At 57.5% G+C, this 12,214-nt stretch carries 10 protein-coding genes; 1 reads left to right on the top strand and 9 read right to left on the bottom strand.

The features are described from left to right. The first annotated feature begins 73 nt into the window (after positions 1-73). A complete protein-coding gene (locus MWU55_RS08195) occupies positions 74-1,171 on the top strand; it encodes a YeeE/YedE family protein (protein ID WP_246935560.1) in 1,098 nt (365 codons plus the stop codon). Here the strand turns inward: MWU55_RS08195 and MWU55_RS08190 are convergent. From MWU55_RS08190 to mraZ, 9 genes are all read right to left on the bottom strand, one after another. Then, positions 1,104-2,390 (bottom strand): DUF3422 domain-containing protein, encoded by a 1,287-nt coding sequence (locus tag MWU55_RS08190; RefSeq protein WP_246935559.1) that lies wholly within the window; start codon positions 2,388-2,390, stop codon positions 1,104-1,106. The genes MWU55_RS08195 and MWU55_RS08190 overlap by 68 nt on opposite strands. A 109-nt stretch (positions 2,391-2,499) precedes the next feature. Next, a complete protein-coding gene (gene murD / locus MWU55_RS08185) occupies positions 2,500-3,906 on the bottom strand; it encodes a UDP-N-acetylmuramoyl-L-alanine--D-glutamate ligase (protein WP_246935558.1) in 1,407 nt (468 codons plus the stop codon). A gap of 99 nt (positions 3,907-4,005) precedes the next feature. After that, positions 4,006-5,088, bottom strand: a complete 1,083-nt coding sequence (mraY, locus tag MWU55_RS08180) for a phospho-N-acetylmuramoyl-pentapeptide-transferase (RefSeq protein WP_246935557.1) — start codon at positions 5,086-5,088, stop codon at positions 4,006-4,008. 21 nt (positions 5,089-5,109) lie between these two features. Continuing rightward, positions 5,110-6,525, bottom strand: a complete 1,416-nt coding sequence (gene murF, locus MWU55_RS08175) for a UDP-N-acetylmuramoyl-tripeptide--D-alanyl-D-alanine ligase (protein ID WP_246935556.1) — start codon at positions 6,523-6,525, stop codon at positions 5,110-5,112. Beyond that, on the bottom strand, positions 6,522-8,000 hold the full coding sequence (locus MWU55_RS08170) for a UDP-N-acetylmuramoyl-L-alanyl-D-glutamate--2,6-diaminopimelate ligase (RefSeq protein ID WP_246935555.1): 1,479 nt from the start codon (positions 7,998-8,000) through the stop codon (positions 6,522-6,524). The genes murF and MWU55_RS08170 overlap by 4 nt, the downstream gene beginning before the upstream one ends. 28 nt (positions 8,001-8,028) lie before the next feature. Then, on the bottom strand, positions 8,029-9,834 hold the full coding sequence (locus MWU55_RS08165; protein WP_246935554.1) for a penicillin-binding protein 2: 1,806 nt from the start codon (positions 9,832-9,834) through the stop codon (positions 8,029-8,031). Further along, the gene (locus tag MWU55_RS08160; RefSeq protein WP_246935553.1) at positions 9,831-10,172 is read right to left on the bottom strand and encodes a cell division protein FtsL; all 342 of its coding nucleotides are present in this window, start codon (positions 10,170-10,172) and stop codon (positions 9,831-9,833) included. Before MWU55_RS08160 ends, MWU55_RS08165 begins: the two co-directional genes overlap by 4 nt. Continuing rightward, positions 10,172-11,179: a 16S rRNA (cytosine(1402)-N(4))-methyltransferase RsmH gene (gene rsmH, locus MWU55_RS08155; protein WP_246935552.1), complete on the bottom strand. Its 1,008-nt coding sequence runs from the start codon at positions 11,177-11,179 to the stop codon at positions 10,172-10,174. Before rsmH ends, MWU55_RS08160 begins: the two co-directional genes overlap by 1 nt. Next, a complete protein-coding gene (mraZ, locus tag MWU55_RS08150; protein WP_246935551.1) occupies positions 11,172-11,678 on the bottom strand; it encodes a division/cell wall cluster transcriptional repressor MraZ in 507 nt (168 codons plus the stop codon). Before mraZ ends, rsmH begins: the two co-directional genes overlap by 8 nt. Between the last annotated feature and the right edge of the window lie 536 nt (positions 11,679-12,214).

Raw genomic sequence — 12,214 nt, 5'->3', positions numbered from 1 at the left:
CCGGAATGATTTTCCGCTCAAGCCGATCCACACACATTCAAATACTCTTGCAACACGCAATCCGCCGCGCCAGATGGAACATATTCCCAAATGCGGAGACGTGAAGATGTTCGAGACACTCGGTTTTGAAACCCTAACACCACGCACAGCCTCGATCCTGTTCGGATTAGGGCTTGGCGCAGCTTTCGGCGTTCTGGCCGAAATAACCCGCTTCTGTCTTCGCCGCGGAATCATTGGGTCCGGCCGCGAAAGTCAGTCCGCTCTGGCCATCTGGGTGACGGCAATGGCTGTTGCGGTGATCGGCACCCAAGCGGCCGTATCCGCAGATCTGATCAGCTTTGGCGAACATCGTTTCCACGCCCCTACACTGCCAATCCTGTCCCTTCTAGCAGGTGGCATTCTGTTTGGCGTGGGCATGGTTATGACACGTGGTTGCTTGTCCCGTTTGGTGGTCCTTAGCGCATCCGGCAATCTTCGTGCCGTCGTTGTCCTTGGCGTCGCAGCCCTTGCGGCCTTGGCCACCTTGAAGGGCATTTTTGCCCCCCTTAGAAACTCCCTGGCGGCGATCGAGATCGCTGCCCCCACCCTGCCAGCCTGGAGCGCTATTATGCCCGTTCTGCTTGCCGGTGTCCTCATTGCGCAGTCTCGTCCCAAGTTGCGCAGCGTGTTGCTCGCCGGTCTCCTAGGGGCGTTGGTGCCTCTGGGCTGGTTGGGAACCGGATTGGTCCTGTTTGACGAATTCGACCCCATCACAATGGAAAGCCTGTCTTTCACAGCACCCTTGGCGGACACACTGTTCTGGACCGCTGCATCCAGCGCCGTAGGCGGAAACTTCGGCACTGGGTTGGTTGGAGGCGTGCTTCTGGGCGCGCTGATCTCGGCCCTGATCGCAGGACGGTTTACGCTTCAAGGCTTTGAAGGCCCGGCGCAAATGGGCCGCTACCTGTCTGGTGGCGTATTGATGGGTGTCGGCGGCGTGTTGGCTGGTGGATGCACCGTTGGAGCCGGATTGTCAGGTGTCGCGACACTTTCAAGTGCTGCTTTGGTTGCACTTCTGTCGATCATCGCTGGCGCTTGGATTGCCGCTAGGCTTGATGCGCGTATCAGTGCCCCAAAGACTTCCGTATCCGCCGAACAGCCAACCACACAAGAAGCACCACTGGCAGCGTAAGCGCCGCTGTAAGTGTCCCCTTAGACACACCGAACGTGTCGGTGAGCGGGTAGAATAGATAGCCCGCCAGCGAAACCGCATAGTAGCTGATGGCGACAACGGACAAACCTTCGACCGTTTCCTGCAGCCGAAGCTGCAATTGCGCCCGCTTGTCCATGCTTTCCAAAAGCGCCTGGTTCTGCTCTGCCCGTTCCACATCAACGCGCGTGCGCAGAAGCTCCCCCGCCCGCGCGGCACGACCAGCCATATTCTCCAACTGTGCCGCTGCACTTTTTGTTGTGCGCATGGCAGGGTCATAGCGGCGCATCATAAACTCGCTTAGAGTCTGACGACCCCGGAAACGCTCTTCACGCAGCACATCGATACGTTGGTTCAGGATGGCTTCATAAGCGCGGGTGGCACCCATCCTGAAAGAGGTTGATGCCATTAATTCTTCCAACTCAGAAGAAATAGTCAATAGCTCGCGCAGGGTATTATCTGGCAACTCGTCACCGCGAGTCATGGCACCTACCAGATGCGTCAGCTCCCCATCCAAGTTTCGCAACTTTCGGTGAATCTCCTGCGCAACCGGAAACCCCAGCATCGACATGGTCTTATAGGTTTCAATTTCGCACAAACGCTGGACAATTCGTCCGATGCGTCGCTTGCTTGTACTTTCACTGATGAACGCGACCAGACGCATGTGCCCTGCCGGATCGATGCGAAAATCACCAGCGACCATCGCAGCGCGATCCAGAACCCAGTTTGAAGCAATACTTTCGGACACGAACCATTCGCGCACCAGCTTGTCCATTTCCTTTTCCGTGCCTGGCATCTGTTGAACACGGATATGGGCGGATGTGATACGCGCGCCGGGTGCATCTGCCAGCCATTCGTCGGGGAAAACATCAAAGGCAGCCGGATCAAATGCACGGGACGAGATGCCATCGCTGAACACAGTATAGCTGACAAACTCGTTATGCTGTTCCCACTTCAAGTGATAGCGGCCGATTTCGCCGAAATAGTGGTTGGCACCGGGGCTTGGATGCGGCGCGCCGAAACGATCCAGCAGCGCAATCAAATGTGCGCGGTCAGCCTCGCGGTCGCGATTGGCCGCATGATCTGGGCGCTTGATCGCCAGATAGACAGCCGTTCCAGGCGCGGACAGGGCCGGTGACGGGCGGGCGTGTAGCTCGTTCGCCAGTTCGTATCGGCCGGGATGATCAGCTAGGTTCATCATTTCGCGGGTCTCCTCTGCGCAAAGAGGTAACAGAGCCGTGACACATTGCAACCCCTTATAAACAAGGGGTTTTCACGGGGCTTAGCATACCGCGGGATACCGGTAACGCTCACATATCCTGAAGTTGAGCCTCAACCAGCTGGGTGAAGTCCTCGCCGCGCTTCTCAAAGTCCGGGTATTGGTCAAAGCTGGCTGCCGCAGGGGCCAACAGCACAGTGTCGCCCGGTTCCGCATCTTTGGCAGCGGCCGCAACGGCATGTTCCATCGTATCGCAGATTTCGTAAGGTACATCACCCAATTGGAGTGCAAACTCGCGGGCTGAATGTCCAATCAGATACGCTTTCGTGACATGTTCAAGCGCATCTGACAGGGCATCAATCCCACCCTCCTTGCCAAGACCACCTGCAATCCAACGAATGTTGGTAAATGCCCCAAGTGCTGCGCGCGCGCTGTCCACGTTGGTCGCTTTCGAGTCGTTAACGAAGCTCACACCATTCGCCTCGCCCACCAGTTGCGAGCGATGTGGAAGCCCCTTAAACGCGTGAAACGCGGCTTCAATCACCTTCGGAGCCAATCCCAGCGTCCGACATACGGCATAGGCCGCACAAGCGTTTTGATGGTTGTGACTGCCCGGCAGACCTTTGATCGCGCGCAGATCCACGGATCCGATTTGCCGCCCTTTGCGATATTCGGACAAGAAGCCCTTTCGGGCGAAGACCTGCCATCCTGGCCCCGTCAGTTTGCGATCAACGGACACACGGATCACCCGATCATCCGAGGCACCTTCAGACAGTTGCCCAGCCAAGTAGTTCCCCTCAGCCTCATCCACGCCAATGATGGCACGGTCCGGTCCGCCTTCTGAAAACAGGCGGCGCTTGGCCGCAAAATACCCCCCCATGCCGCCGTGGCGATCAAGGTGATCGGGCGACAGGTTGGTAAACACGGCGATATCTGGCGTCAATGACCGCGCGAGATCGGTTTGGTAGCTGCTCAGCTCCAGCACCACCACCTCTCCGTCATGGGCGGGATCGATATCAAGAACACCGCGCCCAATATTGCCCGCAAGCTGCGTGGGGCGCCCTGCATGCTCCAACACATGGTGGATCAGGGCCGACGTGGTCGATTTTCCATTTGATCCGGTAACCGCAACGATCTGCGGCAACGTGTCGAAACTGTCCCAATCGCGGTCTGCAAAGCTGCGAAAGAACAGGCCGATGTCATTGTCGACCGGCACACCTTCGGCCATGGCACGGGAAATCAGCTTGTTGGGTTCAGGGTAAAGATGCGGAATACCGGGGCTAACAATCAGCGCCGAGACGTCTTCCCACGCGTTGCCCTTGGTCAGGTCATGCAAGATCAGTCCCTGCCCTTCTGCACGCTCTCGAGCCTCTTGCCCATCGTCCCAGCAAAGCGCGGTAGCCCCGCCCGCTTCCAAAGCATGAGCCGTGGCCAGACCAGAGCGTCCCAGCCCCAAGACTGCAACTTTGCGACCATCAAAACCTTTGACCGGGATCATGCGTGCCTCCTTCACCTTCCACATCATCGCTAGCGGGTTTGATCACAAAACAAAAGCCCCACCGAATGGGCGGGGCTTTTCGAAGGTATATGAACGGGGTTAGCGCACCTTCAGCGTCGCCAGACCGATCAAGGCAAGGATCAACGAGATGATCCAGAAGCGGATGACAATCTGCGGCTCCTGCCATCCCTTATGTTCGAAATGGTGATGGATCGGGGCCATCAGAAACACGCGTTTGCCGGTCTTTTTATAGTAAAGCACCTGAATGATGACCGAGAGCGCCTCGACCACGAAAAGGCCGCCAACGATCGCCAGAACGATCTCGTGCTTGGTGGCAACAGCGATCGCACCCAATGCACCGCCAAGGGCCAGCGATCCTGTATCGCCCATGAAGACGGCTGCGGGCGGCGCGTTGTACCAAAGGAACCCCAGTCCGCCCCCGATAAGGGCAGACGTGAAGACGAAAAGCTCGCCCGTGCCCGGCACGTAATGCACGTCCAGATATTCGGTAAAGTCAACACGACCGACAGCATAGGCGATCACGCCCAACGTTCCGGCGGCGATCATTACAGGCATAATCGCCAGCCCATCCAGCCCGTCCGTCAGGTTCACCGCGTTGGCAGAGCCCACGATCACGATCATCACGAAGGGGATGAAGACGTAGCCCATGTTTAAAAGCGTGTCTTTGAACACTGGGAAGGCCAATTGATACTGAAGCCCCTCAGGATGTACGCTTGAGGCCCAGAAGCCTGCGATCCCGGCAATTGCCAGCCCAAGCGCCATTCTGATCTTGCCAGATACACCAGCGGTATTGTTCTTGGAAACTTTCGCGAAATCATCCGCGAACCCGATCAGGCCGAAGCCGTATGTGACAAACAAGGTGATCCAGACATAGTGGTTATCAAGCCGCGCCCACATCAGGGTTGCGACCAGAAGCGCAGACAGGATCAACAGCCCGCCCATGGTCGGCGTGCCCTGCTTTTCCTTATGGCTTTCAGGACCATCGTCACGGATTGGCTGACCCTTACCCTGCTTGCGACGCAGGATATTGATCAGTGGCTGGCCAAATATGAACCCAAAAATCAGCGCTGTGAAAAACGCCCCGCCCGAGCGGAAGGTGATGTAGCGAAACAGGTTGAAGACGTCGCCACCGTCCGAAAACTCGGTTAACCAATACAACATATAGTGGGTCCCTTCTTGGAATTACGACAGCGATTGGCTCATTTTACGGATGGCGTCAACAGCTTTGGAGACATAGCTGCCCTTTGATCCTTTGATCAAAACCACGTCGCCCGCATCGATTAGTCGGTGGATTTGCGCGGCCATCTCATCCGCAGATTCCGCAAATACACCCTGTTGCTCACCCTCGAGCCGCGCCCAAAGTGCGTGCATAAGCGGACCGCAACAATGCACCACGTCGATGCCCGTCATGTAAGGCAAATCCGCGATATCTGCATGTAGCTGAACCTCATCCAATCCAAGCTCCAGCATATCGCCCAGAACGGCGATACGGCGCCCTTTGTGGATCCGGCCCACGCCATCAACAGGAGTCATCGACGCCAGCACCTCAAGCGAAGCCGCCATCGAGGTTGGGTTGGCGTTAAAAGCGTCATCAATCAGGGTAAGCGTCAGCCCCTCGGGCGCATCAAGTGTGATCTCTTCACGGGTTCCGCGCCCCTCGGGTGGTTGCCACATCTCCATGTCGCGGGCAGCCAAAGTCGCGTCTGCGCCCAAGGCTTTTACGGCAACAAGAACGGCCAGTGCATTGCTTGCAAAATGTCGGCCCGAAGTTGCAATTTTAAACAGCTGCTCTTGACCATCGATTTCAGCTTTGCAGATCGTCGCATCCGGTGTCAGCGACACATGGGTGAGCCTGTGATCATTGCCTTCATGCGCACCGAAACTTTGCGTCTCAAACCCGGCTGCAGCGCCGCGCAGCACGGGCGTCGTGTCCAAATCGCCATTGATAATCGCGACACCGCCGACTTCCAACCCTTTGAAGATAGATCCCTTTTCTTGCGCAATGCCGTTCAGATCATCAAAAGCTTCCAAATGCGCCGCAGCCACTGTGGTGACCATTGCGACATGAGGGCGGGTCATATGGGCAAGCGGTTCAATCTCGCCGGGGTTGCTCATGCCGATCTCGATAACGGCATAATCCGTATCCGCAGGCATGCGCGCTAAAGTCAGCGGCACGCCCCAATGGTTGTTATAGCTGGCTTCGGCTGCGTGGGTCTTGCCTTGGCGCGCAAGAACCGCACGCAGCATTTCTTTGGTCGATGTCTTTCCAACCGAGCCTGTCACCGCCACCACACGCGCATGTGTCCGCGCGCGCGCTGCTACACCAAGGGCCTCCAAAGCTGGCAGAACGTCGTCAACAATCAAAAGAGGCGCGTCAGGGGAAACACCTTCAGGAATATGGCTGACCAGAGCAGCCCCCGCCCCTTTTTCCAGCGCCTGCGCCACAAATTCATGCCCATCTCGAGCTGCCTTCAACGCGACAAACAAATCGCCCGGCTGAATGGTGCGCGTGTCGATGGAAACGCCTGAAACGGACCAATCTCCGTGTGCCTCACCACCGGTGGCCTTTGCGGCTTCTTTTGCAGTCCAAAGGCTCATGCCAACCGCCCTTCCAACGCCGCAACAGCAACCGAGGCCTGTTCGACATCATCAAACGGCAACACGTCATTGCCGACGGTCTGGCCGGTTTCGTGCCCCTTGCCAGCAATCAGCAACGTGTCGCCCGGCCCCAAAGCATCAACACCACGCAAGATCGCCTCTGCACGGTCGCCAACATTCACCGCCTCGGGGCAGCCTTCCATCACCATGGCACGGATCAGGGCTGGGTCTTCGGTGCGCGGATTGTCATCGGTTACGAACACCACATCCGCATTCTCGGCAGCGGCCTGCCCCATCAATTTGCGCTTGGTGGTGTCGCGATCACCGCCCGCGCCAAAAACCACAACCAGACGACCCAACACATGTGGGCGCATGGCGCGAAGGGCCGTTTTCAAGGCGTCGGGCGTGTGGGCATAGTCAACGAAAACTGCAGCGCCGGTTTCCCGTGTGGCGGCCAACTGCATCCGACCGCGCACGGTCTCCAGATCTTTGAAAGTCTCAAACACATGCTGGGGATCGGCCTCACATCCGATGGCCAACCCCGCCGCCGCCAGCACGTTTTCCGCCTGAAAGCCGCCGATTAGGTTCAGTCGCGCTGTAAACGGCGTGCCGAGCCAAGTGAACATCAGCTCTTGCCCGGTTGCATCATAACGGCGCGCTTTCAGCCGTAACTCACATTCTTCAGCCTGTCCAATCCGGATCAGCTTTTGGCCGCGCGCTTCTGCGATGGTTGCCATTTCAGACCCTTTGGGGTCATCCATATTAATCACAGCCGTCCCGCCCTCGGGCAGAACACGGGCAAACAGCCCGGCTTTTGCGGCGAAGTATTCTTCGAACGTTTCGTGGTAATCTAAATGGTCTTGCGTGAAGTTCGTGAAGGCCGCAGCCGACAAGCGCACGCCATCCAAGCGTCGTTGCGCCAACCCGTGGGACGACGCCTCCATCGCGGCATGGGTCACACCTGCGCCTGCCATATCGGCCAACACTTTGTGCAACGTAATCGGCTCGGGCGTGGTGTGTGACAAGGGCGCTGTGAAGGCACCTTCAACGCCCGTCGTGCCCAAATTGGCAGCTTTGATGCCAAGCAAAGTCCAGATCTGACGTGTGAAGCTTGCGACCGAGGTCTTCCCGTTGGTCCCTGTCGCCGCAACCATATGTTCGGGTTGTGCGCCAAACCAAAGGGCGGCAGCATAGGCCAGCGCCATGCGTGGATCTTCGGTGACAACAACAGCGGCATCTGACGCTGCCAGCTCGGCTTCAGCAATCTTTGCACCTTCGGGATCGGTCAGGATGGCCGTGGCACCCATGCGCAGCGCATATTGAATGAACTCGCCACCATGCAGTTTCGCGCCGGGTAAAGCCGCAAACAAATGGCCGGGCTTCACATGACGGCTGTCCACTGACAGCCCTGTTACTTGCGCATCACGCCCCGCCCGGGCGCTGAGCCCCAGTTCACCCAGGGATTTCGTTACCATCTCAGCACCCATCCGTAGTCAATCCGCTTTAGTTCGAGGTGAGTGTTACCCCAGTTGTGGACAAAGGTTCAACGCGGGTTTCGCGCGGCTTCATACCCAAAAGCGGTGCTACGCGTTCAATGATCGTCGCAGCAACGGGAACAGCCGTCCAACCTGCCGTGCGGCGTGGTTTGGTGCCCGACGTCTCAACCGGTTCGTCCAGCGTGACAATCAACACGTATTTCGGGTTGTCCGTCGGGAACATGCTGGCGAAGGTGTTGATCACCTTATCATCATAATACCCACCACGCGGCTTGGGCTTGTCGGCGGTACCGGTTTTGCCGCCGACCAGGTAGCCTTCAACCTCGCCAAAGCTGGCAGTGCCTTCGGTGACAACCTTGCGTAGCATGTCGCGCGCAGCCGCAGCCGACGCTGCACTCATCACACGAGGGCCACGTTCAACATGTTGGCGCTTCAGCACGGTTGGCGTGACCGCATAACCACCATTGGCAATCGCCGCATAAGCCGCTGCCAAATGCATGGGTGAGTTTGAAATACCGTGGCCATACGAGATGGTAACAGAGCTAAGCTTGCCCCATTTCTGCGGCACAAGAGGCGTAGATCCTGTGGCTTCAACAATCTCGAACGGTGTGCGGTCCAGAAGCCCTAAGCCCTTCAGGAATTCCTGCTGACGCTCCGCACCGATTTGCAACGCCATACGCCCCGTTCCCCGGTTCGAGCTTTTGACAATGATGTCTGAAACCGAGATTTTGCCGTAGTTCTTGTTCCGGAACTCGCCAATGCGGAAGCCCGAGATCTTCATCGGCTTGCCTGTGTCGATCACCGTGTTGGGATTTACTAAGCCAAGATCCATCGCCTGAATGGCTGTGAAAATCTTGAAGGTCGAGCCAAGTTCGTAAACGCCCTGCACCGCGCGGTTAAAGAGCGGGCTGTCGGACTGATCTTTACCCTTGTCCGCCACCGTCAAAGGACGCGGACGATTGTTCGGATCGAAATCAGGAAGCGATGCGACCGAGATTACCTCGCCCGTGTGCACATCCATCAAAATGGCCGCCGCACCCTTGGCATTCATCATCTTCATGCCGCCATAGAGCACGCGCTCGATCGCATCTTGGATCGTCAGGTCCAAAGACAACTGAAGGGGCGCACCGCCGTTGGCCGGATCACGCAGGAAATCGTCGAACTGCTTTTCAACACCGGCAACGCCGATCACCTCGGCGGCTGAGACGCCTTCGCGACCAAAGCTCGCCCCGCCAAGGACATGTGCGGCCAGCTTTCCGTTTGGATAAAGACGCATTTCTCGCGGGCCAAACAGAAGGCCGGGTTCGCCGATGTCAAATACGGCCTGTTTTTGCTCGGGGCTGATTTTCTTCTTGATCCACAGGAACTTACGCGTTCCGGTGAAGTCCTTGATCAGGCGTTCACGCTTAAGGTCCGGGAAGATGCGCACAAGCTCATCGGCTGCGCGCTCCGGATCCACCATCTGGTGGGGCTGCGCGTAAAGCGCATGCGTGACCAGGTTCGTTGCAAGAATGCGACCCTGTCGATCCAGAATGTCCGCGCGCGCCGTTGCAATGGATGCCCCTGATGCCTGAGCACGCGGTTCTTGCGCCTCGGATGCGGAAAGTGTGGCCATGCGTGCGCCGACCGTTACGAAAGCACACAGAAAGAACCCTGCCAACACCAAAAGACGCCCTTCCGAGCGTAGACGAGATTGGTCACGGATTTGGTCATGGCGATGACGCAGGTTTTCACGCTCGATCGCGTCGGGATTCTCACCCTTTTCGCGGGCTTCCAGAATGCGGGCAAGTGGGCGGAGGGGGACGCGGGTCATTGGCCGATCTCCCCAATCACATCGATGGCGCCTGTGACTTCCGGAATTTCATCTTCAGCATAGGCAACCTGATCAACACGGCCAAACTGGCCAGGCTCCAACACGTTCAGTTCAAGCTTGCCATAGTTCATCCTCGCCAGATCGCGCAGTCGGTCCGGGCGGTTCAGATACGCCCATTCAGCCCGCAAAACGGCCAGCTCTTCCTGCATGCGGCCAATCTCGCTTTGCAAGGCCTGCGACCGATCCAGAGACGCCTGCGTTTTATAGTTCTCGGAATAGGCCCAATACGCCAGCCCCATCACGGCCAGAGCGGAAACAATATAAAGCAAGCTACGCATTACGATTTGTCCTTAAATACAAGGGGCGGCAATCCAAGTTTTTTGCGATCCGACGGACCAGCGGGGGCCTCGGTCCGGGTGGCAACGCGAAGGCGCGCCGAGCGGGCCCGCGGGTTGTATTTTAGTTCTTCGGCATCCGGGCCAATCGCTTTCTTGGGCGTCAATTTGAAACGCGGGGTTTCGGCTTGGGCTTCGGGCGCATAGCGCGACCCCCCACCTCCAGACGAGGCACGCGCCTGCAAGAAGCGCTTTACCACGCGATCTTCCATCGAATGGAAGGTCACAACCGCCAGTTTCCCACCGGGCTTCAGCGCACGTTCTGCGGCCTCAAGCCCTTCAATCAATTGACCAAATTCATCGTTTACCGCAATGCGGATGGCCTGAAAGCTGCGCGTCGCAGGATGGCTTTGACCGGGCTTAGAGCGCGGCAAGCATTTCTCAATCACATCCGCCAATTGCAGCGTTGTTTCAAACGGGGTCTCTTCGCGGGCCTTTACAATGGCGCGCGCAATCCGACGCGACGCACGCTCTTCCCCATAGTGGTAAAGAATGTCCGCCAGCGTATCGGCATCCGCGTCGTTCACGATGTCAGCAGCCGAGGGGCCAGATTGGCTCATCCGCATATCCAAGGGGCCATCCTTCATGAAGGAAAAGCCACGCTCGGCCAGGTCAAGCTGCATCGAGCTGACGCCAAGGTCCAAAACCACGCCATCCAGCAGCTTGCCCGCCAGTTCATCCATTTCCGAAAATGTGCCTTCGCGCAGGGCTAAGCGGTCACCGTAGTCACCCGCCCATTTCGCGGCCATCTCAAACACCATCGGATCGCGGTCTATACCGCAAACCCAATCAGCGCCCGCATCCAGAAGTCCCCGAGTATAGCCACCCGCGCCAAACGTCCCATCCGCCCAGTCGCCAGAAACAGGCGTGACCGCTTCTAAAAGCGGCCGTAGCAATACCGGGATATGAGGACGTTTTTCGGTGGCAGCCGGGTCAGACATCTCAGCCATCCCCTCCGCTGCCGCCCAAAAGGGTCAGCGGGTCGAAATCTTCGTCCTGCTCATCCAGCCACGCTTCGGTCTTGGCCATCTCGACCTCATCATAGGTCTCGGGCTTCCAGATTTGGAATGTATCACCGGTGGCGATGAAGAAGGCCTCTTTGTCCAGACCGATTTTCTGGCGCAGCTTGGCGGGCAGCACCAAACGGCCAGTTTCGTCTACAGTCGTCGGAAAGGATTGGCCGTTGAAAAGACGCTCAAGCATACGGCGCTCCATTGAGCCACGCGGAAGTTTGGCGATCTGATCATCAACCTCATCGATCGCTTCAACCGTGTAGGCTTCCAGATAGCTGCGGCGATGGTCGCCATATACAATAACAAGATTGGGGTTCAGACCATCGGTCCAATCGGGGTCGCCGGCCTCAAGCACACGGCGAAACAGGGCTGGGATCGATACCCTGCCCTTCGCATCCACCTTGTGGTGGCTTTCACCTCTGAACCTGCGTGCCACTTGCGCGGCCCCCTTATAATCAACTGTCCCACCAGCCCTGACAGAGGCTGGAATTAAAAACGGCGGATTGATCTGCTGCCACTGACCAATCCGCCGCCTGTCCCGTTTCCGGGTGCCCAGCTACGCGCGCCACCTGGGGGGATGTCTGCTCGCGTACGCGCCGGATCTCTTTCGTTCGATGAAAGCGGGGCCTGTATGAAACCTGACTTGGGAGTGTCGCGAGGTCTTAATGCCTCTTGTCCCGTCCTCATCTTGAATACAGGGATAGCTTGGGAAATCGTGGGAAGCAATAGCTTTTTGAGGGAATTCGTGCCCGCAAGGGCTGTGAACGGGCCAACACTCAAGCGCGATTGCAGAAAGATATCGACAAAATGAAGCACATATCGGTGCAGTGAATTGCTCCGTCACTATATATAGCGCTGCACACGCAGCATTTTCGAGACCCATCTTTTCCCAAAAAAAATTTCAGTTTCTAACGAGTTTGGCCCCAACTCGGCCATTTCGACCCAAGAATCGGCGCAACCCCTACCTCCAAA

Source organism: Aliiroseovarius sp. F20344, assembly GCF_023016155.1.
In the GTDB taxonomy this organism is placed as follows: domain Bacteria; phylum Pseudomonadota; class Alphaproteobacteria; order Rhodobacterales; family Rhodobacteraceae; genus Aliiroseovarius.
Note: the sequence above shows the minus strand (reverse complement) of the source record. Positions and strands in the feature narration are given on the sequence as shown.